At 69.5% G+C, this 25,291-nt stretch carries 23 protein-coding genes; 18 read left to right on the top strand and 5 right to left on the bottom strand.

Going from position 1 to position 25,291, the window contains the following annotated elements:
• Nucleotides 1-49 precede the first annotated feature (49 nt).
• The 4 genes from LPC08_RS25360 (at nucleotide 50) to LPC08_RS25345 (ending at nucleotide 6,337) form a co-directional block, all read left to right on the top strand.
• The gene (locus LPC08_RS25360; RefSeq protein WP_370643384.1) at nucleotides 50-2,788 is read left to right on the top strand and encodes a helicase-related protein; all 2,739 of its coding nucleotides are present in this window, start codon (nucleotides 50-52) and stop codon (nucleotides 2,786-2,788) included.
• Entirely contained in the window at nucleotides 2,785-4,497 is a 1,713-nt protein-coding gene (locus tag LPC08_RS25355) for a DUF8724 domain-containing protein (RefSeq protein ID WP_230453215.1), read from the top strand. The genes LPC08_RS25360 and LPC08_RS25355 overlap by 4 nt, the downstream gene beginning before the upstream one ends.
• Nucleotides 4,498-4,601: 104 nt before the next feature.
• Complete coding sequence (locus LPC08_RS25350) at nucleotides 4,602-5,648, top strand: DNA cytosine methyltransferase (protein ID WP_230453214.1); 1,047 nt, start codon at nucleotides 4,602-4,604, stop codon at nucleotides 5,646-5,648.
• An 89-nt stretch (nucleotides 5,649-5,737) separates the two neighbouring features.
• Nucleotides 5,738-6,337 carry a hypothetical protein gene (locus LPC08_RS25345; RefSeq protein WP_230453213.1) on the top strand — a complete coding sequence of 200 codons (600 nt, stop codon included), beginning with the start codon at nucleotides 5,738-5,740 and terminating at the stop codon, nucleotides 6,335-6,337.
• Nucleotides 6,338-6,620: 283 nt separating this feature from the next.
• Here the strand turns inward: LPC08_RS25345 and LPC08_RS25340 are convergent, their stop codons facing one another.
• Complete coding sequence (locus tag LPC08_RS25340) at nucleotides 6,621-6,914, bottom strand: hypothetical protein (RefSeq protein WP_230453212.1); 294 nt, start codon at nucleotides 6,912-6,914, stop codon at nucleotides 6,621-6,623.
• Nucleotides 6,915-7,197: 283 nt separating this feature from the next.
• Between LPC08_RS25340 and LPC08_RS25335 the strand changes: the two genes are divergently transcribed.
• The gene (locus LPC08_RS25335; protein WP_230453211.1) at nucleotides 7,198-7,905 is read left to right on the top strand and encodes an IS5 family transposase; all 708 of its coding nucleotides are present in this window, start codon (nucleotides 7,198-7,200) and stop codon (nucleotides 7,903-7,905) included.
• A 21-nt stretch (nucleotides 7,906-7,926) separates the two neighbouring features.
• Complete coding sequence (locus LPC08_RS25330) at nucleotides 7,927-8,670, top strand: recombinase family protein (protein ID WP_230453210.1); 744 nt, start codon at nucleotides 7,927-7,929, stop codon at nucleotides 8,668-8,670.
• On the opposite strand, the gene LPC08_RS25325 is transcribed toward LPC08_RS25330, so the two are convergent.
• The 3 genes from LPC08_RS25325 to LPC08_RS25315 all read right to left on the bottom strand — a co-directional run bounded on the left by LPC08_RS25325 (nucleotide 8,637) and on the right by LPC08_RS25315 (nucleotide 12,162).
• Nucleotides 8,637-9,653, bottom strand: coding sequence for a DUF4917 family protein (locus LPC08_RS25325; RefSeq protein WP_230453209.1), 1,017 nt, complete (start codon nucleotides 9,651-9,653; stop codon nucleotides 8,637-8,639). The two genes, LPC08_RS25330 and LPC08_RS25325, sit on opposite strands and share 34 nt — an antisense overlap.
• Nucleotides 9,653-10,096: a hypothetical protein gene (locus LPC08_RS25320; RefSeq protein ID WP_230453208.1), complete on the bottom strand. Its 444-nt coding sequence runs from the start codon at nucleotides 10,094-10,096 to the stop codon at nucleotides 9,653-9,655. Before LPC08_RS25320 ends, LPC08_RS25325 begins: the two co-directional genes overlap by 1 nt.
• Nucleotides 10,097-10,308: 212 nt before the next feature.
• Nucleotides 10,309-12,162: an ATP-binding protein gene (locus LPC08_RS25315; protein ID WP_230453207.1), complete on the bottom strand. Its 1,854-nt coding sequence runs from the start codon at nucleotides 12,160-12,162 to the stop codon at nucleotides 10,309-10,311.
• 212 nt (nucleotides 12,163-12,374) lie between these two features.
• Here LPC08_RS25315 and LPC08_RS25310 point away from each other — a divergent pair, with 212 nt between their 5' ends.
• From LPC08_RS25310 to LPC08_RS25275, 8 genes are all read left to right on the top strand, one after another.
• A complete protein-coding gene (locus LPC08_RS25310) occupies nucleotides 12,375-13,616 on the top strand; it encodes a hypothetical protein (protein WP_230453206.1) in 1,242 nt (413 codons plus the stop codon).
• A 169-nt stretch (nucleotides 13,617-13,785) separates the two neighbouring features.
• Nucleotides 13,786-14,268 (top strand): hypothetical protein, encoded by a 483-nt coding sequence (locus LPC08_RS25305; protein WP_230453205.1) that lies wholly within the window; start codon nucleotides 13,786-13,788, stop codon nucleotides 14,266-14,268.
• Nucleotides 14,269-14,397: 129 nt separating this feature from the next.
• Nucleotides 14,398-15,483, top strand: coding sequence for a hypothetical protein (locus LPC08_RS25300; protein WP_230453204.1), 1,086 nt, complete (start codon nucleotides 14,398-14,400; stop codon nucleotides 15,481-15,483).
• Between the two features lie 122 nt (nucleotides 15,484-15,605).
• Entirely contained in the window at nucleotides 15,606-16,391 is a 786-nt protein-coding gene (locus tag LPC08_RS25295) for an 8-oxoguanine DNA glycosylase OGG fold protein (protein ID WP_230453203.1), read from the top strand.
• A gap of 158 nt (nucleotides 16,392-16,549) precedes the next feature.
• A complete protein-coding gene (locus LPC08_RS25290; RefSeq protein WP_230453202.1) occupies nucleotides 16,550-17,074 on the top strand; it encodes a hypothetical protein in 525 nt (174 codons plus the stop codon).
• Nucleotides 17,075-17,166: 92 nt separating this feature from the next.
• Nucleotides 17,167-17,526, top strand: a complete 360-nt coding sequence (locus tag LPC08_RS25285; protein ID WP_230453201.1) for a hypothetical protein — start codon at nucleotides 17,167-17,169, stop codon at nucleotides 17,524-17,526.
• Nucleotides 17,526-17,939: a hypothetical protein gene (locus LPC08_RS25280; RefSeq protein ID WP_230453200.1), complete on the top strand. Its 414-nt coding sequence runs from the start codon at nucleotides 17,526-17,528 to the stop codon at nucleotides 17,937-17,939. The genes LPC08_RS25285 and LPC08_RS25280 overlap by 1 nt, the downstream gene beginning before the upstream one ends.
• A gap of 281 nt (nucleotides 17,940-18,220) precedes the next feature.
• Nucleotides 18,221-19,396: a hypothetical protein gene (locus tag LPC08_RS25275; RefSeq protein ID WP_230453199.1), complete on the top strand. Its 1,176-nt coding sequence runs from the start codon at nucleotides 18,221-18,223 to the stop codon at nucleotides 19,394-19,396.
• 95 nt (nucleotides 19,397-19,491) lie between these two features.
• Here LPC08_RS25275 and LPC08_RS25270 read toward each other — a convergent pair whose 3' ends face one another.
• On the bottom strand, nucleotides 19,492-22,449 hold the full coding sequence (locus tag LPC08_RS25270) for a Tn3 family transposase (protein ID WP_230453198.1): 2,958 nt from the start codon (nucleotides 22,447-22,449) through the stop codon (nucleotides 19,492-19,494).
• Nucleotides 22,450-22,585: 136 nt separating this feature from the next.
• On the opposite strand from LPC08_RS25270, the gene LPC08_RS25265 reads away from it, so the two are divergent.
• The 4 genes from LPC08_RS25265 to LPC08_RS25250 all read left to right on the top strand — a co-directional run bounded on the left by LPC08_RS25265 (nucleotide 22,586) and on the right by LPC08_RS25250 (nucleotide 25,286).
• Nucleotides 22,586-23,164, top strand: coding sequence for a recombinase family protein (locus LPC08_RS25265; RefSeq protein ID WP_230453197.1), 579 nt, complete (start codon nucleotides 22,586-22,588; stop codon nucleotides 23,162-23,164).
• A 449-nt stretch (nucleotides 23,165-23,613) separates the two neighbouring features.
• Nucleotides 23,614-23,832, top strand: a complete 219-nt coding sequence (locus tag LPC08_RS25260) for a hypothetical protein (protein ID WP_230453196.1) — start codon at nucleotides 23,614-23,616, stop codon at nucleotides 23,830-23,832.
• On the top strand, nucleotides 23,833-24,192 hold the full coding sequence (locus LPC08_RS25255; protein WP_230453195.1) for a type II toxin-antitoxin system PemK/MazF family toxin: 360 nt from the start codon (nucleotides 23,833-23,835) through the stop codon (nucleotides 24,190-24,192).
• Nucleotides 24,193-24,239: 47 nt separating this feature from the next.
• The gene (locus LPC08_RS25250; protein WP_230453194.1) at nucleotides 24,240-25,286 is read left to right on the top strand and encodes a site-specific integrase; all 1,047 of its coding nucleotides are present in this window, start codon (nucleotides 24,240-24,242) and stop codon (nucleotides 25,284-25,286) included.
• Nucleotides 25,287-25,291 lie beyond the last annotated feature (5 nt).

Genomic DNA, 25,291 nt, shown 5'->3' with positions numbered 1-25,291 from the left:
GGACTGTGCGGTCTGGCTGAAGGACGACGGGGAGTGGACAAAGACCCGGATGGGCAGGGTCCTCGTCCCGTGCACGATCGTCGGAGGTCAGGCCCCGTTCGGCATGGATACGCTGGAGGAGGCGCTCCGGTCCGCTACCGGCCTCGACGTCCACCGTGCCGAGGTCCGGGTCGAGGTCGGGGTCGGGCGGGACGGCTCGCCGGAGCTCGTCGTCGAATTCGTCAATCGCTCCCCCGAACAGCATACCGGCGTCGATACCCGGCTCTACGAGTGCACGCTGGAGCTGAGCGGGCTGGCGACGAGGCCTTTCTCCCTCGAGTCCCTCCCAGACTCGTTCCGCTACGACAGATCGGTGCCGGCCTACGGCCAGAACTGCGGGGTTGAGGAGTTGCAGGGCGGCGGCCTGCGGACAGTCGACGCCCCGACCAGCCTCCGTCGTCGCCCGCACTTCTGGAACCCGGCGTTCGAAGCGCCGGATCTCCGGTTCGCGACCCTCGCGGCCGACCCCATCCCTGCGCTCGAGAGGCTGGCGACCGCACACCGCTCCTGGGGCGATGGGGTGTGGTCGGACGAGGTCCTGGACGGGCGTGCCGCGACCGAGTGGTGGTCGGCCGCCATGCGGGAGGAAGCGCAGCGCGGCGCGGAAGGCTTCCGGACGGAGATCGCGCGGATCCAAGCTGGCCTCGACCTGCTGAGGGGGGACGACCGGCTGCTCCGGTGCTTCCGCCTCATGAACCGGGCGATCGCCATTTCGGCGAGCGGGAAATACGACGCCTGGCGTCCGTTCCAGGTCGGCTTCCTCCTCGCGAACCTACGGGCCGTCGCCGAACCGACGGCGGAGAGCGGGACGGCCGACATCGTCTGGTTCGCGACGGGTGGCGGGAAGACGGAGACCTACCTCGGGCTGCTCGTGACCGCGGCGTTCCTCGACCGTCTCCGCGGGAAGGATAGCGGCGTGACCGCGTGGAGCCGGTTCCCGCTCCGCCTCCTCTCCCTGCAGCAGACCCAGCGCTTCGCGAATGCCCTCGCCGGCGCGGAGATCGTCCGCCGAGAGGAGGGGATCGGCGGCGATCCCTTCTCCCTCGGCTTCTTCGTCGGCGACGGATCCACTCCGAACAGGCTGGACCCCGACGCCGAGACGACGGCCCAGTGGTACCCCTACAGCCAGGCGAAGCTCGAAAAGGCGAAGGTCGTCGAGCAGTGCCCCTTCTGTCGGGAGGAGCAGGTCTCCATCGGCCTGGACGAGACCCTCTGGCGGCTGGAGCACCGGTGCGGGAATCCGGGATGCGCCTGGACCGACGGCCCCCTCCCGATCTTCGTGGTGGACAACGAGATCTACCGGTTCCTTCCCACGGTCGTCGTCGGAACGCTCGACAAGGCGGCCAGCATCGCCTTCCAGGCGTCCATGCGGGGCCTGGTCGGCCCGCCGCTCGGACGGTGCCCCAGGGCGGGGCACGGGTGGACATACTCGCCGCGGAGCAAGACGCCCAAGGGCTGCCTCGTCCCTGGCTGCAATGCGACCCCCACCGCCTTGACCTGTGACCCCGCCCTGTTCGGACCCTCCTACCGCCTACAGGACGAGCTGCACCTCCTCCGGGACAGTCTCGGCGCGGTGGATGCCCACTACGAGGGGCTCTACGACGACCTCCAGCAGGAACTCTGCGGGGCGCGGCCGAAGATTCTCGCCTCCTCTGCGACCCTCGCCGGATACCGCCGGCAGGTGGACGTCCTCTACCGTCGCGAGGCCCGGGTCTTCCCCGAGCCGGGACCGTCGCCGCGCGACAATTTCTGGGCGACGCCGTCCGACCAGCACATGCGGCGCTTCGTAGCGCTCGCGCCGCGCGGCGTGACGATCGAATTCGCGACCGACCGTCTGCTCTCCATCCTGCAGGGCATCGCCCGCCGGCTCCAGGCCGACCCCATTGGCGTCTGCGCCGAGGCAGGGGTCGATTCGGCGTGGGCCGCTTCGATCCTCAGCAATTACGGGACGAACGTCGTCTACGGTAACACGCTCCGCGACCTCGACGCCGTCGAGCGCTCCGCGGAGACCCAGATCCGGGTGGACGGACCGCCTCCGACCGTCGTCTCCCTCACGGGCCGAACGGGCTTCGACGAGGTCCGGAAGGTACTCAACCGCCTGGAGCGGCCCGAGGGGGAGTTCCTCGACCGGGTCCACGTCGTGTCCGCCTCCTCCATGATGTCACACGGCGTGGACGTGGACCGGCTGAACGTCATGGTGATGCTCGGCCTACCGCTCGGCACCGCCGAGTTCATCCAGGCGACCGCGCGCGTCGGACGGCGCTGGCCCGGCGTCGTGTTCGTCGTCCACAAGATCGGGCGGGAACGGGACGCTGCGGTGTTCCGCAATTTCGAGAAGTTCGTGGAGCACGGCGACCGGTTCGTCGAGACCATCCCGATCACGCGCCGGAGCCGCCGGGTGCTCGAGAGGACGATCCCTGGGCTCGAACTCGCCCGCGTCCTCGCCCTGCACGAGACCCGGTATGGCAGCGCGCTGACGACCATCGCCAAGCTTCGGGCCTACCTGCTGGGTCATCCACGCTGGCTCGAGAGGGATCGCGAGGAAATCAAGGCGAGCGTCGCGGCCGACGCTAGCCTCGACGTGGAACTGCGGGACTACCTCGACGACTGGTTCCGGCGGTTCGAGCGGAACATCCGGACGCCGCCGGTGGGGAAGCGGTTCACGTCCGAGGCGTCCCCGACCCGTGCGCCGATGCTCTCCCTCAGAGACGTCGAGGAACAGGTGCCGATCTACGGAGATCTGCGATGAGGGATCAGCGGAGCGCGACGCAGATCCTGTTCGGGTTCCTGCCCGACCAGACCGTCGATGCGAAGGGCAGCGTCTGGAAGGTCTCCCACTGGCGGCAGCCCGGTGCCATCCGGCGAGTCTACACCGATGGCCTCAGGTCGGAGCTGAAGCGACTGGCCTCCCCATGGGAGGCGGCGGGCACCGACGACGGTTTCGTCCAGGACATGCACGCGAGGACGGATCTAGAGGTCGTCTCCGTGAGTCGCGAGGATGGCGTGCAGCTGGAGCCCTTTCCCCGCGTCTGGGTCTGTCGGACCTGCAACCGCATCCACGACGCTCCGACCGGGAACTGCCAGTGCGGGAGCAGCGACGCGCGGGGACAGCTGCCGTTCGTGGGCTTCCACTCCGGGTGCGGCGACCTCATCGCCCCCTACCTGCCGCGCTGTCCCACCCACAAGCAGGTGCGCGTGCGCTGGCCGGGGACGTCCTCGGCACGCGAGATCCAGTTCGAGTGCCCGGTCTGCAACCGGGTCACCCAGCGGGGCTTCGTTGCCCGGAACTGCACGTGCGGCGTCGGCGATCCGCGCTACGTCTTCCAGGTCCACCGCGCCTCGTCCGTGTTCACTCCTCGCTCCTGCGTCATGGTGAACCCGCCCTCGAACGAGCGGATCCAGGAGATCACGGATGCCGGGGGACCTGCGCGGGCGCTTCGGTGGGTTCTGGACGGCATGGCCCCGGGTGGGATCCGCGCGGGTCGCCCGACGCGGGACGCGCTGACCCGCGAGCTGAAGGCCACCGGCCTGTCCGATGCCGTCATCGCCGCTATGGTCCAGGCCGCCGAGGCCGCCGGCGAGCTCGCCGATGATCCCGTCCCGGTCGCCCTACCCGAAGCGGTCCGGGAGGAGGCCGAGAAGGAGGCGGTCACCATCGCCCTCTCGATGGCCGAGCCGAGAGCGACGATCGCCGTTCTGCGCGAGCGGTCCGCCCACGATCCGGTCCTCGCCGGAATCCACGGCGCGCGGTACGGGGCAGCCCTCTCCGTGGCCGGCCTGGAGACCGTCGAGCTCATCGACCGCTTCCCCGTGCTGACCGCGCAGTTCGGGTACACCCGGGGCGGCGGCGCGCCCGGCGAGGATCGGCTCCGGACCTACCGGACCCCCAGGGGCGGCTACACCATCTACGGCGACCTCGCGCAGACGGAAGCACTACTCTTCTGGCTCGCGCCGCTGCGGGTCCACGCGTGGCTGGTCGCCCAGGGCTACTCCCTCCCGCCCGCCGCGGACGACCGCGCGGCGCGCGTCGCGATCCTGTCCTCCGCCGTGGTGCCCCACTACGGGCAGGATCCCGACGACGGGCTGGGCTCGGCCCTCCTGACCCTCGTCCACTCCTATGCCCACCGCGTCGTCCGCGCGGCGTCGGTGTTCGCGGGCATCGAGAGGAGCGCGCTTTCTGAGCTCCTCGTGCCCCGCCACCTCGGCTTCTACGTCTACGGTGCGGCGCGGGGGGACTTCGTCCTCGGCGGCCTCCAGGCGGTCTTCGACACGGAGCTCCACCGCCTCCTCGACGCGGTGGTCCACGACGAGAGCCGGTGCGCCCTCGACCCGGGATGCACCACCTCGGGAGGCGCGTGCCCGGCCTGCCTCCACCTCGGGGAGCCCTCCTGCCGGGCGTTTAACCGATACCTCGACCGCGGCGTCCTCTTCGGGGATGGCGGCTACCTCCGGGCCTGAGGTCGGCCACACTCCGGGCGAGGCTTCCACGTAGGCTCCGGCGCGCTCAATCTTGACAACGGCCCGTGTTATGCTGCCCTCGGCGCGGAAACGACCGGCGTGGGATGGATTCGCGGGCCAGGACCATAGACCTCTTCTGCGGTGCCGGCGGTCTGACCGCCGGTCTGGAGAAGGAGGGTCTCGTCGTCGCCGCCGGCGTCGACATGGATCCGGCGTGCCGCTTCCCCTACGAGGAGAACAACCGGGCGCGCTTCCACGAGCGCGACGTCGGCGACCTCGACGGGGACGACCTCCGGGAGTGGTGGGGCGACGCCGAGGTCCGGATCCTCGTGGGCTGCGCGCCGTGCCAACCGTTCTCCCGCTACACCCAGGGGCGGTCGGCGAGCACTGACGAGCGGTGGCGGCTGCTCGAGAAGTTCGCGGAGCTGATCGAGGAGACGAAGCCCGACATCGTCTCCATGGAGAACGTGGAGGCCCTCCTCAAGCACGAGGTCCACGCCGACTTCGTCGCGACGCTACGGTCGCACGGCTACCACATCGACGAGAACGTGGTGCAGTGCTCCGACTACGGGGTCCCTCAGATGCGCCGCCGACTAGTCCTCCTCGCCGCGCAGGATCAAGAGATCCATCTCCTGACGCCGCTGGAATTCGGCCAGACTCCGACGACCGTCCGGGAGGAGATCGGCGACCTGCCCCGGCTCGCCGCGGGCGAAACGGATCCCGGCGACCGGCTGCACAAGGCGAGCGCCCTCTCGAAGCTCAATCTCAGGAGGATCCGTGCCTCCGTGCCGGGGGGGACTTGGCGGGACTGGCACGCGAACCTCAGGGCCCCGTGCCATCGGCGTGCGGAAGGACAGGGCTACGGTAGCGTCTACGGCCGAATGGAGTGGGATCGCATCGCGCCGACCATGACAACCCAGGCGTACGCCTTCGGAAGCGGGCGGTTCGGTCATCCCGAGCAGGACCGGGGCCTCTCGCTCCGGGAGGCAGCGATCCTGCAGACCTTCCCCCGGAAGTATGCCTTCCTGGACGACGACGAGCCGGTGATCATGAAGACGATAGGTCGGCTGATCGGGAATGCGGTTCCCGTACGATTGGGGCAGGTGATCGGCCGGAGTATCCTTCGCACGCTCGACATGGTGCCCGCCTGATCGCTCCGATTGAGGGCACGCCTGCAGGGGCATCGGAAGGCCGCATCCCGAGCGAGATCGTCTATCGGGACGACGAGGGCCTGACGAACTTGATCGCGCAGGTCGAGGACCTGCGCGCGACTGCATCTTCCGTCCAGACTGAGGGAACTCGGGAGGCGACCGTCGGAGGCAAGCTCAGGATCGGGTTGGGGAGCCTGCTCGGAAGACTGGGACTGCCGAGCGCGGACGTTCACGCCGAGGTCGCCGGCAAGCGCGGCCGGAAGGTCACCGAGAAGGTCGAGTTCACGCGGTCGATCGAAGCGACCTACAGGTCCGTGCTCGGTCACCTCGCGGCACGGGGCCACCTCCATCGCGATCCCTACGAGGCCTGGTGCGCCGCCCGGGCGTCCGCGCGAAACGCTTTCTGCGAGGTGGAGGTGGATCTCGTCCCCGTCGGCTGGACGCCGTATGGCGACGCCTGGAGGACGTTCGCCAACGGTCAAGGCACCCTCGTCCTGCAGGACGTCCAAGACCCGAACCTGAAGGTAGGCATGGGCCTGCCCAAGCTCGTCGGGCTCGGGAGGAACGGAGTCATCTCGGAGACCTGCCATCTCGCCATGCGTTTTCGTCCCGGGAAGGCGCGCATTCGCGTCTTCGGGACGATGGACGTCGGCAAGTACGTCAAGCCGTTCCTAGCCACCTACGTCTGATCGCACGGTCGGGGAAGGCCGGAGGTGCGTCCATCCCGGTGCCGTGGATGGATCGCCTTCGAGCCGAGGGTATGCAGGAGGGACGTAGGTTCGCCGGCCTTGCCGGCAAGCGGATCCTCGACGCCATTGGGGCCCGCGTCGATCGGCCTGACGAGCCCTCGACAGGCTCGTGTCCTTTGCCCTGTTGCCGCGCATGACGGCACGGCGGCATCGGGCACGTCGGCCCAGGGCTGCTGCCGCATGCGCATCAGGTGGTGGTGGCCGCGACGGTGCGCGAGCGGCGCTACGCCGGCTGGAGCGTGCGGGCGCGCGCTGCCTCGAACGCCGCCGCAGCATCCTTGAAGGCGCCCGTTGGCGCGGCGAGAGGACGGACCATCATCAGGCCCGGCCGGCCGCGGCGGGCGTAGTAGTCGCCCTCCATCACCGCGAGCCAGCCGGCGAGGCCGTTGGCGGACAGGGAGCGCTCGGCCGCAAGGACCTCCTCCTCCGTCGGGTCGGAGTGCCGGCCAAGGGTGACGTGGCGGCCGTCGGTGCCGAGCACGATCCAGCGGCGCTCGCGGTCGCGTCCCTTCGCCATTGCCCCCTCTTCCGGCCAGCAGTGGAGTCCATCATGCCATCCGGTGAGTTCGGGGGCCAGTTCACGATTCCTCAAACGGTCGTTTTAGATTGTGAATTCGTCTAGGCTCTACGGACAAGATTTTCTGAGGTGAGGGGGGTGGCCACGGGGCGAGTGTGTCCCGTGGCCTGCCCGGGCGTTCGTGTGTGTTGCGAGCATCACATGGGGCCTGGGCGTGAAGGAGCATGTCATCGGGGATGGGGTGTGGCAACGCATGCTGCCGGCCCTGCGGGCGGAGCCATACATGCACCTGCACGACCCCGACGCCTTGCGCCGGTTCGTGGGGGCTTGCTTCCTGGTGCTGCGCCAGGGCTGCAGCTGGGCGGAGCTGGGCTGCTTGGTGCCGTCTGCGGACGCAGCCCGCAGGCGCTTCCGGCGCTGGGCCAGGAAGGGCGTCTTCGAGCGCCTGTTCCAGAGCTCGCAGCCCCGGGCGGCGCCGGACGTGCTGCACGTGGACAGCACCAGCGTGAAGTGCCACCGCACCAGCACAGGCGCCCGTGGTGGAGGCGAGGAGGGCATCGGCCGCAGCAGGGGCGGGCTGACCAGCAAGGTCCATCACGCGGTGGACGGCCTGGGCTTCGTGCGCCGCCTGCTGGTCACGCCGGGCCAGCAGGCCGACTGTCGCCACGCCGGGGCGCTCACCGAGGGGCTGCAACCCGTGTTCGTGGTCGGTGACAGGGCCTACGACACGGACACCTTGCGCGGGCACTGGCATGGCCGCGGCATCGGCGTGTGCGTGCCGCCCAGGCGCAACAGGGTGGTCCGGCACGCCTACGACGAGGCCCTGTACCGGACCCGGCACCTGGTCGAGAACGCGTTCAACCGCCTGAAGGACTTCCGCCGCATGAGCCTGCGCCTGGACAAGACGCATGCAAGCTTCCGCGCCTTCGCCTGCTTGGCCGCGGCGCTCATCAACTGGCGCCTGGCACATAACCTTGTCCGTAGAGCCTAATCCAGGGCACCTTCACGGGCGATGGCACCCTCTCCCGCCCCCGCCGGGCCGCGCTTCGTCGCCTACTACCGGGTCTCGACCGACAAGCAGGGCAGATCGGGTCTCGGCCTCGACGCCCAGCGCGAGGCCGTTGCCCGACACGCGGCGGGATGCGGCGGCACCGTCACCGCCGCTTTCGAGGAGGTCGAGAGCGGCAGGAAGGGAGACCGGCCGCAGCTCGCCCTCGCCCTGGCCGAATGCCGCCTGCGGCGCGCCGTGCTGCTGATCGCAAAGCTCGACCGCCTCGCCCGCGACGCCCACTTCCTGCTGGGGCTAGAGAAGGCCGGCGTCGAGTTCGTCGCGGCCGACATGCCCTATGCTAATCGCCTCACGATCGGCGTCATGGCCCTCGTCGCGGAGGAGGAGGCACACGCCACCTCGGCACGCACGAAGGCGGCGCTGGCTGCCGCGAAGGCACGAGGAGTGCGGCTCGGCAACCCGCGCCTCAAGCCCGGCGACACGGCCACCGCCGCCGATGCGCGCGCGGCGTGGTCGGCTGAGGCGGCGCGGCGCGCGGCGGAGGTGCTGCCCTACGTCGAGGCCGCGAGGAGGGCAGGGGCCATCACCTTGCAGGAACTCGCGGACGCCCTCACCGCCCGCGGCGTGCGCACGCCACGAGGCGGGGAGGGGTGGCGGCCTTGGCAGGTCAGGCGCGTGCTGAACCGTGCCAGCCAAGGACCAGGTCCACGGCATCACCCCCAGACCTGGGCGGAAGCTGCATCGTAGAACTGCACCTCCAGCGGTTTCCGGCCGCCACGCCGCTCCGACATCTCCATCGCGCGCCGGATGATACGGACGTTGTCGGGCGACGAGGGGTCTCCGTAGAGGCTGACGAAGAGCCGCTTTACCTTCCCGCGCTCGATCTTGCGCAGCACGTGTTCGTCGTTCGGCGCGAGCGAGTGCCCGTAGATGAAGAGGTCGCCGCCGATGCTGCCAAAGCTCCGCAGCGCGCGGCTGAGGTAGCCGTGATGCTGGATGCGGGAAAGTTTTTGCCGGCTTTCACCCTCCGCGACGAAGAGTGGGTAGCGCTCCTGATCCAGCGCTTCCCGCACTTGGTCCATCAGCGGCACCGACGTCCGGATCCATGTTCGCTTCTGTAGCTCGGCGCCGGCGTCGAGGAGGTGAAGCGCACCGTGAAGGAAGTGGACATCCTGATCACCACCGCCCTCCCAGACCACGTACTCCGTCTCTCCCTCACCGTCGGGATGCACAAAGCCGTCGTTCCGCGGCAGGACGGCGCCGTCCGCCTCATCGTGCATCAGGGCCCAGTAGAGAAGGAGGTCGTAGTTCAGGGTGTAGTAGCAGCCGAAGTGTCGAAGGAAGGCACGACACGCCGCGAAGGCGGCGTCACCGACAGCCTGTGGGCGGTCGGGATGTCGGCTCGCTATCGCCTCGACGAGGATGCCCTTCAGCGCTTCCGCATCCTCCCGCATCTCCTCCGCCATCGCGGCGCCGGCCGACCCGAAAGCCGGGGTGATCCGCGCTGCACTCAGCAGGGAGCGGATCACCTCCTCGAAGTCGGAGGTTCCGAGGGCGTCGAACACCGCCTTCGCGCGGGGCAGCCGCGGTAGGTCCGCGGCCTCGAGAAGCGAGCGGTAGGTGAAGGCCGTCGCCCGCCACGCGATGCTGAAGCCGTTGCCGAGGAGGAGCTTGCGCTTGCCCGGGTCGGAGCGCCCCAGGGCGTCCGCGAACGTCATCACCTCAGTCATCACGCGGCCTCCCGCACGGCGAGGGTTCGCCGGAGGCGGAGGACCCGGATGCGGCAGCCCCCGGGGGTGCCGCCCCGCGCCTCCGCGATCTCGTCGTAGCTCCGCCCGGCTCCGACATCGCAGAGGACGTCCCACTCCGACCCTGTCAGGCGGCTCCGGATAGCTTCGAGCGTCAGGCGGGCGTGGATCGCAGTCTCCGGGTGCCGGGGGCCGCTCCAGACCTCTGCATGGCGCCGCAGGGCCCCGCCGCGGTGCGCCTCGCGCCGGCGCGCGGTCGAAACGGCGCGGGCGACGTCGTCACCCTCCGCCGCTCCGGCCGGCACTCCGAGGAGGTGATCGAGGCCGGCCTCGACGGCCCAGGCCCGCGCGTCGGCGCGGCGGCTCTGTCCGACCTGTTGCTGAAGGCGCGCATAGGCACGCCAGGGATGCGGGATCTCCGCCATCGTCCAAACCCTCGTTCTGTGCGGCCACTGTCGGCGCGCAGGGTGACCGGGACGTCGGCCTTCATGTCGGCTTCCCCGCTCCTCCACCCCAGGACGCTGTGCCCGGAGGGGAGGGGATGCGGGACCGCATCAAGACCTTCGACCCGTCCTCGATACTAATCGCACGTTCCACTCGCGCAAGGGGCGGGGATGGTCATCCCCGCCCCCGGCGCTCAGGCCGTCATCTGCACCCGGTAGGTGTCGGACCACTCGCGCCGCAGCAGGTCGAGGACCTTCTTCGCGTCATCGCCAGTCCCGGCCAGGCGCCCCTGCGTCCGCGCGAGAGAGAGGAGCAGGAGGTCGAGCGCCACGATGGGGCCGCTCTGCTCCGCCGGTGGGGCGGCCCCCCCCGGCGTGTCCTCCGCCTCCGCCGCCACGCCCATCTTGCTGATGGGGTCGTAGAGCTGCGTGAAGAAGGGGTGGGCCGTGTTGAGGGTGAGGATGGTCCGGCCGAAGCGCTGCTGCACGTCGTAGAACGGCCAATACTCGTCGTGGCGGAAGACGATGATGTAGGGAGATGCCTTCACCCGCTCGAAGGCCTCATCGTCCGTCTCGCCGTCGCGGCGCAGCGTCAAGGCGAGGCCGCGGAGGTTCTCCTCGAGCTGGGCTTCCTCCTCTGGCGAGAGGGACGCCATCTGGGTGCGCTGGAACGGGTCGGCCTCGGCTGCCTTCGCCTCGCTCGTCGTCGGCTTCGCCGGGGAGCGGGCCGCCGCCATCTCGGCCTGGAAGCGCTTGATCTCGTCGTTGATGCGCGAGATCTCGCCGCCGATCGCGTCCTTGATCGCGTCCTCGACGTAGCCCTTCATCCGCACGCCCTGCTTGTTCGAGGCGATGCCGAAGGCCTCGTCGAGCTCGCCGGGAATGTCGATTTGGATACGGTACCAGTTCGTGACGCTGTGCCGCGTCGTGAGCCTCGGCATCGGCCCCGCGAACACCTCCCGCCCGTTCCGCAGGATGGATACGGTGTAGCCGTCGAAGATGCGGAGGTCGTTTCGCTGCGTCTTCCGGTCGAGCTTGGACCACTCCTCAATCGGCAGGCGGAAGATCTTCACCGTGACGGGTACGGTCTCCGACCCGTTCTCGTGGAGCTTGATGTCGACCTGCTTCGGGAGAATGAGGCGGCTCTGCTTCGGCGAGATGTCGAGGCGGGCGTGCCGCGCGTTCGGCATCGAGTAGGTCGGGTCCGACGCCTCCACGCGCCGGTTGTTCACGAAGAGGCGGAGGCCAGCACCGATCGCGCGGCGGTACACCCGCGCCATCTCCTTCGTCGCGTGGTCCACGAGCGTCTGAGCCTTCGCGTAGGTCAGCCGGTCGCATTCCGGCATGTAGACGATGGTTCCCGAGCGGCCGAGGCGATCGGCGAGATCCTCGCCCGGCTCGGCCAGGAGCTGCTGCTCCGACCGGTCCGACGGGAACGACATCGGCTTGAGGAAGAGGTCGGCGACCTCGTCCGGGAGCTCGGTCATGAGCGTGGGATCGGGAAGCTGGACGAGGTTGGCCCGCTCCTTCCCGATCGCCTCCACGTCGAGGGTCATGTTGTAGAAGGCGCCCGCCTCCTGCCAGGAGTAGAGCTCCATCACGGGGCTGAGGCTCAGCGCCGCAGTCTTCATGCCCATCCCGAACCGCCCGATGCCCTTGCGGTTGTTGAAGTTGAGCGAGCCGCCGAAGGAGGTCGCGACTTTCAGGACAGACGGGGACATGCCGCGCCCGTCGTCGTAGACCGCCGCGTCAATCCGGTACTCGCCCTTCTTCCCCGTCTGGCGGAAGAGGACGCGGACCTCCTTCGCGCCGGCCTGGATCGCGTTGTCGACGTGCTCGCAGAGGGCGGAGGTCGTGTGGTCGTAGCCAACGTCGCGGAGCGACTGGACGAGGGTCTGCGCGAAGAAGAGCGGGACCGACGCCTTCTCCTTCAGGATGCGGCCCATGACCGCCCGGCCACCACGCGGCGCATCGGAGGACCAGTCGAGGGCAGAGTCGTCGGGCGCGGTCCCGGAGGTTTCGCCGGGGATAATGTCGTCGTTCAGCATGGCACTCGTGCTCCATTCTCTGTGACGCCGGCTGTTCGGCGTCGGGGCGAGGACCGGAAGCAGCCCTCAATAGTGAGGGAGATGGGCATGGCGGTTCGTTACAGCTGACATCCTCCAACCCGAGCTCTCCCTTCCCTGGGTTGGGGAGCACCTGGATGGGCCCGGGGAATTCTCCGTCCTACCCTCTCGCGGGAGGATGATGACGCCGACCCATGCACGCGAGCCGAAAGGAGCTGTACGACCAAGTCTGGCGCGAGCCCATGACGCGCGTTGCGGAGCGGTACGGCGTCTCCGGCGTCGCCCTCGCCAAGACCTGCCGCAAGCTCGGAGTTCCCGTGCCGCCCCGCGGGCACTGGGCGAAGCTCCAGCACGGCAAGCCGAGCCCGCAGCCGCCGCTCCCGCCCGCCGAGAATCCTGCGACGGAGAAGGCCGTCACCATCACGGCCTCGGTGAAGGTCGACACGCTGACGGATGACCCCGCCGTCGCGGCGCGGCTCGAGGAGGAGGCACGCCCCGAGAACCGAATCACCGTCGCCGAGCGTCTGACAGACCCGCACCCTGCCGTTCGGGCGACCGCGGACGCCATCGCCGGCGCGAAGACCGACGACTTCGGGATGATCTGGCCCCGCTTCCCCCCGGAGGCCGCACGCGAGCCCGCACCCCTCTCAGTCCGCGTCTCCCCGGCGATGAGGTCCAGGGCGCTCCGCATCGCCGACGCGCTTCTGAAGGCGCTGGAGGGACGCGGCTACCGGCTCGACCCGGGCGCCCGGCCCGACCCGCGCGTGGGCGGCCGGGGCACCCCGCCCACCGTGATCGTCGAGGGAGACCGGATCCCCTTCGTCATCGAGGAGAATGCCGACCGGAGCGACCACGTCCCGACGCCGGCCGAGCTGGCCGAATTCAAGCGCTCGTCCTGGAACACCTTTCCCAAGTGGGACTTCACGCCGAGCGGCAAGCTCACCCTGCGCATCGACGTCTGGCTCCCCGGGGCTGACAGCGTCCAGAAGCGCTGGACCGACGGCCGCCGCGGCCCCGTCGAGGAGAGGCTCAACGAGGTGGTCGTGGCGCTCGCCAAGATCGGTGCCGCGATCCGCCGGCGCCGCGAGGGGGAGGCCCGCGAGGCGGCCGAGCGGCAGGAGCGGGCGCGGGAGCGCGCCGAGGCCGAGCGACGCCGCAGGGCGGAGGAGGCGCGGAGGAAGCAGCTGGAGGGCCAGGCAGAGGCCTGGGGCCGGGCTGAAGCCGTCCGGCGCTTCGTCGCCGAGGTCGAGTGCCGCGCTGGAACGGCCGGGGACGCGGTGCCGGAGGAGGTTCGCGCGTGGCTCTCCTGGGCCGCCGAGCACGCCGCGCGCCTGGATCCGCTATCGGGGGGCGTGGACGCCCTGCTGCGGGGCTACGAGGCCCTCGACAAGGAGGCGGAGCAGCCGGCCGATCCGTGGCTCCGCCCTGCGCGGTAGGCCGATCCCAAGCGCCATCTGGCAGCGCTAGAGGTTCGGGGGCATGCAAGCGATAGGTCAACGCGCTCTTTGACTGTATTTTCGTCGTCTATTTCTCTCTTTTAGGCTGGTTAAAAGCCTAAATTTGGCCTATAAGGACCGTGCCACCACATCAAAGGACGTTGGTCCCGTGTCCGAAGAGATCTCGCAAGCCAAGGCCAAGGCGCTTCAGTCCCTCTACCGCGATCCCGACAATCACCCCTTCTTCACCTGGGCAGCGGGCCGGCAGAAGGACAGCCGGGAGACATCGGTCGACACGGTTCGCCGGCACGGGCAGCTGGGGCACGAAGCGGCAGTGGGCCTGCTGCAAGACCTAGCGAACGCAGGATTCGGGAGGTTCGTGGTGGGCCGCCGGGGAGCGAAGACCCGTATCGTCTGGGACTACAGCATTCGGGACGTAGGTGCCGCCGCAAGCGGGTCCACGAAAGAGATCCACAAGGTGGACGAGGACGAGGTTGTGGAGGACGAGGCCGCCGAGGGCGACGACGGTGCCCTGGTTGAGCACGTGTTCAACCTGCGCCCAGGCCTGAGGATTAGCATCGAGCTGCCGGCCGACCTCACGTCTCGCGAGGCGGAGCGCTTGGCCAAGTTTATCGAGGCTCTTCCCCAGTAGGCCGCAGCTTGGGGCGGCCGGCTCCACCCCATAAAGCCTCTTAAACAGACTTTATGATCCGACAGGGCCCAGAAGCGCCCGAGGTTTAGCACTAATCGTTACGATATCAACACGTGAGGAGAAACCAGCATGAGCACTGCTCCCGCAATCGACCGCATCAGCCGCAACGTCGCGTCCCGCGCAGCCCGGCTCGGCACGGACATCCGGCCAGCATTCGCGGCGATCACCGCCAAGTGGGTCCTCGACGAGCCTGGCCGGGTGACCGGCAAGGAATCGGAAAGGATGCGGATGACAGGCACGACCCTGGAGGTCGTGGACTACGTCATCAAGACGCTGAGCTGGATGGGCAGCAAGAAGAACCATCATGGCCAGCAGGCGACGGACATCGCGAGAAAGACCCTGCGGGCCTTGAAGGAGGATCTAGTGGGCTTCGACGACCTGCACGGGCTGTGCAAGCAGTTCCAGTCGGTCCGGAAGAATCACATCAACCGAAACAGCGAGGTCAAGCAACGCGCCGAGCCCGCGAGCATCGCGTTGTCGCACCGCCTCGGGGGAAGGGTCGTCCGGCTCACGACGGAGAAGGACCTGAAGCGCGCGGGCCACGCCCTCAGAAACTGCCTTGCGAATCCCGACTTCGCCTCAGACTACGCGCAGCTGCTCCGGAAAGGGGAGAGCGCCTTCCACGTGCTGGAAACGGCCGATGGCGAAAGCGCAGCCGTCTTGCAGGTTTCGCTTCCCGACATGGATGCGGAGCAGGTCAAGGGAGCAGGCAACTCTCGTCCCATCAAGTATCGCGCCCGAATCATGGAGGCCATGAGGCTCGTCGGTATCAATGTCGGAGACTGTCGCGACCTCTGGTCGATCGGAGTGTGCGACGAGGTCCTGGCCCACCCCGACGCGATCCAATCCTTCAAGGTAGGGGTAAAGGGAACTCTCTACAGATTCGACGTGATACCGGGAGCGCTCGTCATGCGCTGGGACGATGAGGTCGCGCTGCTACGTAGCGCTGGCTGGGGCAGCTATCGCGCTCCCATCTACTGGTCGACGTGGACGAGCGACATCGACTGCGTCGACGACTACGTCGGCGGGGCACTTGCCCGCTCGGCGTTACGCCAGGCTTGCAGCGCCAGCAAGGCCCTCGCCCTGGCGTGCAGGAAAGCCTTCGCCGATGCACCTTTGGAGTTCGTGGAGGATTGGTTTGGTTTCCGACGCTGAGGGGAAGCCCGCGGGGCCGGACAGCTCGATCGACTGAAGGCCGTGCAGGTTGCCTGCGGAGCGCGTCCGGCCTTTTGCATGGAGACTGTGGGCTCCGTCCTGGGAGCGTAGGGAGGATCTTGATGGACTTGGAGCCGAGACACCTCGATGCGCTCCGCAAGGCTCGTAGGGCGTACGACCGGGCTGCCGAGGAACGTGGCACCCGCACCGGCCTGGAATGGGTAACCAGCCTCGGGCTTGGTGAAAGAGATGGACTGCCTGGCATAGAGCGGCATCGGTCGGAGCCGAACCGGGAGGACCTGTTCAGCTTGGTTGCCGATGCCAGCCAGGACACGATGACGCTCTGCGCCGTGATTCTGGCGTGGGGCGGCATGCGTGTCAGCCATGGCAAGGCCCTCTTTGGCGCGGGCGCGGGCGCGGTGTGGCGGCGGGCGGCAGAGGAGGTGCGGTTCGAAGACCTCGGCCGTGCCGATGCGTACTCGCGCTTCCACGCGTTGCGGTTGAGGAAGGTCTTGCCCGGCATGGGACCTGCCTACTTCACAAAGCTCGTCTTCTTCCTTCGCGGGAAGGATGTGCACGACGTCGGCTATATCATGGACCAGTGGACCGGCTGCTCGCTTAACGTTCTGACCGGCGACCCGAATACCGTGCTGATGAACGCGACCTACACCTGGAAGAGGTCGAAGAAGACGCGCCAGGTAGGCCTCCGCTCGGCATTCCAGGTCAGTGATGAGAACGGCCCGGACCGCTATGAGCGGTTCTGTTCCGCCGTTGATCGCATCGCCGGCGAGGTCTCGCTCTCCCGGATGGATGCCGAGCTCCTCCTCATGTCACGGGGCCGGGGACGGGGCGCTTGGCGAAAGCATGTTCTCCACCACAGGCAGACACCGACGATAGGGCCGGCTTGAGCAGCGCTATCGTAGTGAGCGGCCCCAGAGGGTGGCGCGCCGTTGCGGGGTCATCAGGGAGGGCATCTCTCGGTCGAAAAGTTTTCCTCGAATATTCGTTGCATTTTCCCAGAGAACTATGGCGTATGCTCTTACGAACTCCGGGATAGGATGTCCCCATGACCACCCCCTGCCTCGTCGTCCTGACCGCAAGAGGAACCGCCCGGCTGCTTGCTGACGGCGGCACGCAGGCATGGCGCCTGAAGCCGGAGAACGTCGAGCCCCTCGCATACTGTGTCTGCGTCCAGAACCGACACAACGGGCATTGGGGCGGCGCCGATCGCGAACACCATCACGCCTTCATGGTCGGCCGGATCAGCGGCGTCGAGCCTTCGCCCGAGGGTCGGCCGGGAAGGTATCTCGTGATGTTCTCGGAATACACACTAATAGATGTTCCGAATGCCTGGCCGGGGCTGCGTAACCCCGTGCGCTATGGCTCCCTCGAGGACTTCGGCATCACGGACCCCGCCACCCTGGATTGGCATCCGATGCCGGAGCGCCGGCTCGCCGCGCCCTCGGCAGGCACGGCGCAGGACGAGGACCAGGATGGCCCGGGTCCGCTCACCATCCCCGAGGCCAAGGCCGGCCTCGCGCTCGGCCTCGGCGTGCCCGAGAGCTCGATCGAGATCTCGGTCCGCTACTGACGTCCCCGGCGCGTGGGCACGCCGGCGATCTTCGAACGGCCAGGCTGCCCACCGTCAACCCCGTCATCGACAGGCGTCCTTGGGAGAGCTGCATGTTGGTCGACATGATGAGCGGGAAGCGCATCACGAAGGTACCCTACGAGGTCGAGTACCGCCGGATGACGTCGCTGATGACGCCGACCGAGGTGACGGCCGTCAAAGCTGCACTCAACGCGGAGATCAGTGGAACCCGGATCCAGACCGCGGGCTGGATGCCCGGCTCCGACTGGCGCGGAACACCCTACCAGGCGATCTACGAAAAGGCGGCGCGCTGCAATGAGCAGATCGCGGCACGGTGCTTCGGCCTCATCGTATGGGAGGTGTTCATGGAGCGCCCGGAAAAGTGGACGTCCGGCCGTTTCGAGAAGGACGGCGAGCCCATCGGCAGCCGCACCTACTTCCAGGTGTCCTGATGGCGAGGATCATCCCTTGTCCAGCAACGTTCACGCCCATGCCGCGGCTCGGCATCTTCTGGGTCGTGCCAAATACGCTCGGCAACTGGGAGATCCGCGACCTCTCCCGTCCCGCCTCCGACATACCTGACATCGGCGGCTTCCGAACGGTTGAGGAAGGTCACGTCGACGTCTGGCCGAGCCTCGGCAGGGGGCTTTCGAGAGACTACGGCACCTACCCCCGCGGGCGGGTGAACTGGCGCGCAGAGGATGACCGCTACCTCCTGCTCCTCGATCCCACGCTGCTGCAAGACGACTGGACAAACAAGCTCATGGAGCGATTTGCGTTACCAACGAGGTGCACGCTGGTCTTGACCGACGCGCACTATCGCTCTCGCATTCATCCTCAGGCCAAAACTGGGGCAGACGAATAGTAATCTGCCGTTTCTGACCGCCAAGCTGAGGACCGACCGCGCTTGTTCTATGAAGCTGGTCGACCGACGCTTGCAGCAGGAAAGGGAACCCTTCCGCGCAGATCCCGCGCATGAGGAAGATCAAGCACCTGCGCGCCACAGAAGGGTGGCACGAAATCCCCACATCGTCGGCCCTAGGAGGGTCAGACACGCTTCATCACCGCCACGGCACGGTGCGCAGGGCTCTTGCATGACGTCCTCCGCCCGGTGTCCATGTTCCTTCCTGTTCTGGAGGCGTGACGGTGAGGGTGGACCGGACGAGCGAAGGTGAGGTGCGGCGCTTCGTGCCGCTGGCAGCGCGGCACGTCGCGGTGCGCGAGGGGGAGGGCTGGCGTGTCGAGCGGCACGGTCCCGACAGCGGGCGCGACCGCCTCGTGACCGCCTGGGAGGTCGTCGCCTCCCTCCCGCAGCAGCACGGGGCGGCGGCCGACATGGCGCGCTCCTTCCTCGCGGTCGGTGGTCCCACCGTCGTCTTCGAGGTCCGTGACGGCGCCGTGCGGCAGGCGGTCGCGGCGAAGGTGGTGCCCTACAGGGTCAAGCCGATCCTCGCCCTTCAGCCGCTCACCCCCGGCACCGCGCCCGCCGACCTGGACGAGGCGCATCCCCTCCTCTCCCGCGCCCTTGCCCTCTCGGGGACGGGCTACGGCTGGGACCACCCCGCCTACCGCGAAGCCTGCGCGGCGATGGGCCTCGACCCCGACCACGGCCGGCCGCGCTACCGCGCCCCCTACGCGGCGCTGGCGGCGGAACTGGAGGGCTGGGCTGCTCACGCCTTTGGCTCGGGCGTCTCCGCCGTCTCGCCCGCGGGCGAGGCGAACGCGGTCGCCTTCGACCTCCTCGACCTCATGCGGGCCGACCGCCTTCCCGACCCCGCCCTCCTCGACCGCGTGCGCGAGCGCATCGTCCGCGCCGACCCCGGCCTGATGCCGCGCTTCCCCGAGATGGAGCGGCTCGCGAACTCCGAGGACCTCCTCGCCGACGGCGTCCGCTACGCCGAGGCGCCCTGCGCTGCCGTGGACTTCCTCCCCTCGCGCTGGGGCAGCGGCTACTCGGCCTCGATCTACGGCTGCACCTCGACGCGCGAGCCCGACGGCTGGCCGGAGGACCGCTACGCGGACCTCTGTGGCCTCGCCGTCGAGCCGGACGCGGAGGACCTCTGGCGTTCGGCTTGGCTCAGGACCGCCGTGCGGCGCCTGCGCGAGGGCGGCGTGCACCTCCTCGGCCCCCGCGAGGCCGCGCGCTACCTCGCGGGCGACGAGGCGGCGTACTGGGTCTGCTGGCACGGCGGCACGATGCGCTGGCGCGACGCGGTGCGGGAGCCGACGGACGCCGAGCGCGCCCGCTGGCGCACCACGCCGCCCGACCTGCCCCTCGACCGCCTGGTCCGGGGTGCCGGCCCGGAGCGCCGCCGGGCCTGACCCGCGGCGGGGGAGGACGGCGCGGCCCCTACATGAGTGCATAGCGTCGGTTGTCAGACGGACAACGCGAAGAGCGAACGGGGCGTGAACGTGGATCAGGCGGCTGTCCTGCCGCGATCTGGATTGAGAGGGCGCCGCCGCCCTGCGGTGGCGGCGGCACGGTCCCAGAGGAAGTCGCCGGAGAAGCCGATGTGCTCCCAGGTCAGGGGCGAGGTGTGGGCGAGCAACTCGTCCGGCACGGCTTGGCCCTGGGCGCGCAGGTGCGCGACGGCATCGGCGATGTAGGTGGAGTTCCAGTACACGATGGCGGCGATCACGAGGTTCAGCCCGGAGGCGCGGTACGGCTGTGCCTCATGGTTGCGGTCGGCGACGCGGCCCTGCTTGAAGGTGAACACTGCCTGGGCGAGCGCATGGCGCTGCTCGCTCTTGTTCAGCCCGGCCTGGCAGCGCTGGCGGAGCGAGGGGGATTCCAGCCAGTCGAGCATGAACAGGGTGCGCTCGACGCGGCCGAGTTCCTGCAACGCCAGGTCGAGTTGGTTCTGCCGCCGGTAGGCGGCGAGCTTGCGCAGCATGGCGGAGGGCAGCACGGTGCCGGCGCGCAGCGAGGCGACCAGGCGCAGGACCTCGTCCCAGTGCCCGCGGATCACTTCCGCCTTGACCCGGCGTCCCAGCAGCGGGGCGAGTTCCTTGTAGGTCGAGGTCGGCGCGAGGGTGGCGAGCCTGCGGTCGGCGAAGTCGCGCAGCCGCGGGCAGAACCGGATGCCCAGCATGGCGCAGAGGATGAACACATGGTCCGAGGCGCCACCGGTATCGACGTAGTGCGTGCCGATCCGCAGCGCGGTGCCGTGGTGCAGCAGCCCGTCCAGCACGTACGGGGCCTCGTGGCTGGTGGCCGACATGATGCAGGTGCTGTAGGGCCCGTGCTGGTCGGAGACGTGGGTATAGAAGCCGAGGCCGGGGTCGGCGCCATAGCGGGCGTTGATCTCCCCGGTGGCGTCGCCCCGCCTGGCGGAGCGGAAGAACTGCCGGTCGGAGGACGAGGTGGCGCCGTTGCCCCAGGCGGCGGCGATCGGCAGCGCATGGTGGGCGTCGATGATACGCGCGAGCGCTGCCCGGTAGGTTTCCGGCCGGATGTAGGCGTCGGCCGTCCAGATCAGCCTGTCGCGGGTGATGCCCTGGCTGGCCGCCGCCATGCGGCCAAGGCCGAGGTTGGTGGCGTCGGCCAGCACGGCGGCGAGCAGGGCGCTCTCGTCGGCGCAGCACTCGCCGGTCCGCAAGTTGGTGAAGGCCGTAGCGAAGCCGGTGGCGCGGGCGACGTCGTGCAGCACCTCGGTGATCCGTGCGGCCGGCATCAGGGCTTCGATCGCACGGGCCAGGGTCATCGCCTCGGGCGGCGTGGCTGCCCGCACCGGGGTGACGTGCAGGCGTCCGTCGCGGAACTCGACACCTTCCAGATCGCCGCGTTTCAGTCGGCGCGCGAAGTGCCGCAGGCGGCGGTCGAGGTCGGCGCCCCGCGTCGCCAGCCATTCGTCGGCCGTGGCCGGCAGTCCGAGCGTCGCCGCGGCATTCGGCACCGCCTCGGTGGGCAGCAGGTAGCTGTCGAAGCGCCGGTAGCCGGAAGACCGCTCCACCCAGACATCGCCCGAGCGCAGCCGATCGCGCAGCGTCGCCAGCACCGCCGTCTCGTAGAGCCGCCGGTCGGGCGCCGCACCGGTGGCGACGAGGTGCCGCCATGCCTTGCGGAACGGCATCGGCGCATTGGGGGGAATCTCGCGTCGGCCGGTGCGGTCGAGGTCGGCGAGCAGCCGCAGGGCGGCCAGCACCGGCTCGTCGGCGCGGGCGGCGCGGAACTCCAGGGCCGTGATCAGGTCGGGGGCGAACTTGCGCAGCGTCCGCCAGCGCCCGGCGGCGCGCAGCAGCGGATCCTCGTCGGCCAGATCGGCCAGGGCCGCCACCTCGCCGCGGACATGCAGGAGCTTCGTCCAGCCGACCGACTCATCCACGGCCTCGAAGGCATCGAGGCCGTTCTCCCGGGCCGCGGCCAGCGCGTTGATGGTGCCGTGGAACAGGCGCATCAGCCGGCCGACCTCGCCGGCACTGGCCGCGTAATGGCGGCGGGCGGTGTTGCGGGCCCTGGCGAACAGGCTGCCGATCAGCCGGTCGGCCATGTCCAGCACCGCATCGGTCAGGCGGATTTCGAGATCGAGGAGGGTGGCGACAAGGATGGCCCGGCGCCGGCGCGCCGTGTAGCGCGCGAGCTGGTGGGCATCGGCGGCCTGGCCCTCGCGGACGAACTGCCGTCGCCGTGCCTCGTGTACCGCCGCGGCGGCCTCGTCCCGCAGGCCAAGCCCGCGGACCCGATGCAGCCGGTCGAGCAGGGCGCGGACGTGGTCCGCCTTGGGGGCGGCCGGCAGGGCCTTGAGCCAGACGAACGGCGCCATGCCCACCGCCGGGTCCGGCACGAGCAGCCGCTCGAGTTCCGCCATCTGCGCGTCCGGGACGCCAGCCAGCATGCCGATGGTCGCGAGCCGGCGGGCCCGTGCACGGCCTGCGATGGCGGCGCGCTCGATCACCGCGGCGGCCGGCAGGATGATGCGCGCGCCGCGCAGCGCCGCGATGATGGCGGCCACGATCGGCGCGCCGGCCTCCGTGCCACGCGCCGCCTCCGTCGCGGCCTCGACCATGAAGGGCAGGTCGGCCGCGGTCGCCGGTCGCAGGCCGAGCATGGCGGCGAGCTGCCTGGCGTGGTCGGTCATGGTCTGGGGGCGCCGGGCATAGTCGGCAAAGGCGGCTGCCGGGATCTCCAGCTGCCGTGCCAGCCAGGTCATCAGCGGGTCGACCGACTGGCCGAGGTTGGCCAGCGTCGTGCCGGGGTGTCGCAGCAGGGCGAGTTGCACGGCATAGCCGAGGCGGCTGGGGTCGCCCCGCCGCCCGGCCACCAGCTCTTGGTCGGGCCGGGACAGGGTGAAGTGCCGGGCCAGGTCGTCGGGGTCGGTCGGGATACCGAGCAGGGTCTGGCGCTCCGCGTCGGTCAGCAGCTGTCGTCGAACCAAGGCGTGTTTCCGTCCCCCAACCCTGCATCATGATCGTGGACGCCCCTGGATTGGGAGACGTAGTCTGTGGACGGTTCCAGGCGGTACCACGCAGCCTCGCGCCGGCTGTCCAGGAACCGAGCGTTTCGGGGACGGCATGGGCGACGTCCTGGGCTATGCACGCGTGTCCACCGGCGACCAGGACGTCGCCGGGCAGGAGCTGCGCCTGCGCCAGGCCGGTGCCATCCGGGTGTTCAGCGATGTCCGCTCCGGTCGCTCGATGGAGCGACCCGGCCTTGCCGCCCTGCTGGAATACGCGCGGCGCGGCGACACGCTGGCCGTGGTGCGCCTCGACCGGCTGGGTCGCTCCCTGGCCGAGCTGCTGGCCAGCGTCACCATGCTGAAGGAGCGCGGCATCGCGCTGCTGAGCCTCGAGGAGCGGATCGACACCGCCTCGGCCGCCGGGGAGCTGGTGTTCCACGTGTTCGGCGCGATCGCCCATTTCGAGCGCCGGCTGATCGCCGAGCGGACGCGCGATGGCATCGCTGCCGCTCGGACCCGTGGCCGGCACCCCGGCCGGCAACCGCTCGATCGCGACCGGGCCGAGGCGGCGTTGAAGCTCGTGGCCGCAGGCCTGTCGCCGACCGCGGCCGCCAGGCAGATCGGGCTCGGGCGCTCGACCGTCTATCGTGAGCTGCGACGAGCCGGCGCTCTACCGCTCACCCCTCCGCCATGATCCCGGTGTTCGTCAAAAGTTCGCCCTTCGCGTTGTCTGTCTGACAACCAACGCTATGGCCTCTAACTCGAGGTCTCCAGCTGGCTTTCGTAGCTCGGGACCCTTCCCGACATCGCGGCACCTCCTGATCGTTCCTTCCGATGTGGCCGCCGGTTCAAACCGGAAGCGATGAAATGAACGCGCTCGGCCCTGCCTTAAGGCAGGCTCATCGCGCATCGCGGTCCGGAGGAGGCAACTCCTGCAGGCACGCCGCACCAAATATCAAAAGGTTACCGCTCCGCCGCGCCCGATAACCTGTCATTATCGGATTTAACAGTAAGAGAACGCCGATTGCCCTATTTTGGCTGCCTGCGGTAGACTGGGCGTGCAATGACCGGCGCTGCCCCGGCCGTGTTAGGAAGGCGGTCCGGACCGTGGTGGCCGGGTGTTGGCCAGCAAGGAGGTGACCCGTGCAGCAGATTGTTCTCGACGCCCAAGCCGGCGACATTCCGGCCGAGCTCGCGCGACGCGGCATCTCGGGAAGCACCCGCGTCCACGTCGTGGTGGAACTCGCCGACACCGAGAGCCTGCCCATGGCCAGGATCGCCCAGGATGGCAGGGCGCTCGACTGGCTCGAGGACGAGCCGGACCTCTACACCGACAACGACCTGGCCAAGCCCGGGCGTTAGATGTTCGCCTTCGGCAGCATCGTCCTGACCCGCTTCCCGTTCACCGACCTGTCCGGCGACAAGCGGCGCCCGGCCCTGGTGGTGTCGCGCGACAACGACCGGCGCACCGACTTGGTGGTGTGCTTCATCACCTCGGTGCCGCGCAGCGGACCGGACATGGCGCCGCTCGCGGCCGGTGCGGGCACCGGCCTGAAGGTCCCGTCCGTAGTGCGCTTCGACAAGCTGGCGACGCTCGACCGCTCCGTCATTGCCGGCAGGCTGGGCGAGGCGCCGGCGGAGTGGCTGGCGACACAGGCGGCGCTGTTCTTCGGCGTGTTCGGGTTCAGCCAGCTCGCCAGGACCGAGGCAGGCGGGTCTTGAACCAGGGCCATAAAGCCGCCCCGCCCGAGGGTTCGGCGGATCCGAGGTTGTCGGCGCGTGAAGGCGAGGTGCTGCCGCCGGAGCACCGCCCGGTGCTGGCTACGCCGCTGCTGCGCGCCGCCGCCGGCCAGAGCCCCGCCGCCGTGCTGGCGCTACTCTCCGGCCCCGTCGGGGAAGCGGTCGCCAAGGCGTCCGGCTATGCCGGCAAGGCGCTGTCCGAAAACACCCGCCGCGCCTACGCGACCGACTGGAGCCTGTTCTCGGCTTGGTGCGAGGCGGGTGGCGTGTCGCCGCTGCCGGCCGAGCCGCTGGTGATCGCGGGGTATCTGGCGAGCCTCGCCGGCCAGCTCGGCCGCTCCGGCCTGCGCCGCCGGCTCGCCGCGATCGCCGAGATGCACCGGCGCACCGGTCACCCGATCGAGCCCGGGCACCCCGCCATCCGCATGACCTTGCGCGGCATCCTCGCCAGCCACGGCAAGCCGGCCCGGCCCGCCGCCGCCCTGACCTCGGCCGAGGTGAAGCGCCTGCTCGCCGCCTGCGGCACCGACCTGCCGGGCCTGCGCGACAAGGCGCTGCTGCTGACCGGCTTCGCAGGAGCGCTGCGACGCTCCGAGCTGGTGGCCCTCGACCGCGAGGCGCTGCGCTTCACGCCCGAGGGCATGACCTTGCAGATCCTGCGCTCCAAGCGGGACCAGGAAGGGGAGGGGGCCACGGTCGGCATCCCGCGGGGACTCAATCCCCTGACCTGCCCGGTTCGGGCAATGGAGGAGTGGCTGCGGCGGGCGCGGATCGAGTACGGCGCGGTGTTCCGCGGGCTCAGCGGTCGCGGCGTGCTCGAGGGACGGCTCGACAGCAAGAGCGTGTGGCGGATCCTGCGCAAGCGGGCCGAGCTCGCCAGCCTCACCGTGGATGAGACCGAGCGCCTCTCGCCGCACGGGCTGCGCGCCGGCTTCATCACCGAGGCCTATCTGAAGGGCGCGCTGGACGAGCAGGTGATGCACCACACCCGCCAGAAGAGCATCGCCACCACGCAAGGCTATCGCCGCCGGGCCAAGATCACCCAGGACAGCCCGGCCCGACTGCTCGACCTGTAGGGCAG

The sequence above is a fragment of the Roseomonas sp. OT10 genome, from assembly GCF_020991085.1.
GTDB lineage: Bacteria > Pseudomonadota > Alphaproteobacteria > Acetobacterales > Acetobacteraceae > Roseomonas > Roseomonas cutis.
Note: the sequence above shows the minus strand (reverse complement) of the source record. Positions and strands in the feature narration are given on the sequence as shown.

Excerpts from the sequence above, each read along its gene's own strand:
- LPC08_RS25360 (WP_370643384.1), top strand. The coding sequence starts at position 50 with ATGGGCAGGGTCCTCGTCCCGTGCACGATCGTCGGAGGTCAGGCCCCG.
- LPC08_RS25355 (WP_230453215.1), top strand. The coding sequence starts at position 2,785 with ATGAGGGATCAGCGGAGCGCGACGCAGATCCTGTTCGGGTTCCTGCCC.
- LPC08_RS25350 (WP_230453214.1), top strand. The coding sequence starts at position 4,602 with ATGGATTCGCGGGCCAGGACCATAGACCTCTTCTGCGGTGCCGGCGGT.
- LPC08_RS25340 (WP_230453212.1), bottom strand. The coding sequence starts at position 6,914 with ATGGCGAAGGGACGCGACCGCGAGCGCCGCTGGATCGTGCTCGGCACC.
- LPC08_RS25335 (WP_230453211.1), top strand. The coding sequence starts at position 7,198 with ATGCACCTGCACGACCCCGACGCCTTGCGCCGGTTCGTGGGGGCTTGC.
- LPC08_RS25330 (WP_230453210.1), top strand. The coding sequence starts at position 7,927 with ATGGCACCCTCTCCCGCCCCCGCCGGGCCGCGCTTCGTCGCCTACTAC.
- LPC08_RS25325 (WP_230453209.1), bottom strand. The coding sequence starts at position 9,653 with ATGACTGAGGTGATGACGTTCGCGGACGCCCTGGGGCGCTCCGACCCG.
- LPC08_RS25320 (WP_230453208.1), bottom strand. The coding sequence starts at position 10,096 with ATGGCGGAGATCCCGCATCCCTGGCGTGCCTATGCGCGCCTTCAGCAA.
- LPC08_RS25315 (WP_230453207.1), bottom strand. The coding sequence starts at position 12,162 with ATGCTGAACGACGACATTATCCCCGGCGAAACCTCCGGGACCGCGCCC.
- LPC08_RS25310 (WP_230453206.1), top strand. The coding sequence starts at position 12,375 with ATGCACGCGAGCCGAAAGGAGCTGTACGACCAAGTCTGGCGCGAGCCC.
- LPC08_RS25300 (WP_230453204.1), top strand. The coding sequence starts at position 14,398 with ATGAGCACTGCTCCCGCAATCGACCGCATCAGCCGCAACGTCGCGTCC.
- LPC08_RS25295 (WP_230453203.1), top strand. The coding sequence starts at position 15,606 with ATGGACTTGGAGCCGAGACACCTCGATGCGCTCCGCAAGGCTCGTAGG.
- LPC08_RS25290 (WP_230453202.1), top strand. The coding sequence starts at position 16,550 with ATGACCACCCCCTGCCTCGTCGTCCTGACCGCAAGAGGAACCGCCCGG.
- LPC08_RS25285 (WP_230453201.1), top strand. The coding sequence starts at position 17,167 with ATGTTGGTCGACATGATGAGCGGGAAGCGCATCACGAAGGTACCCTAC.
- LPC08_RS25280 (WP_230453200.1), top strand. The coding sequence starts at position 17,526 with ATGGCGAGGATCATCCCTTGTCCAGCAACGTTCACGCCCATGCCGCGG.
- LPC08_RS25265 (WP_230453197.1), top strand. The coding sequence starts at position 22,586 with ATGGGCGACGTCCTGGGCTATGCACGCGTGTCCACCGGCGACCAGGAC.
- LPC08_RS25255 (WP_230453195.1), top strand. The coding sequence starts at position 23,833 with ATGTTCGCCTTCGGCAGCATCGTCCTGACCCGCTTCCCGTTCACCGAC.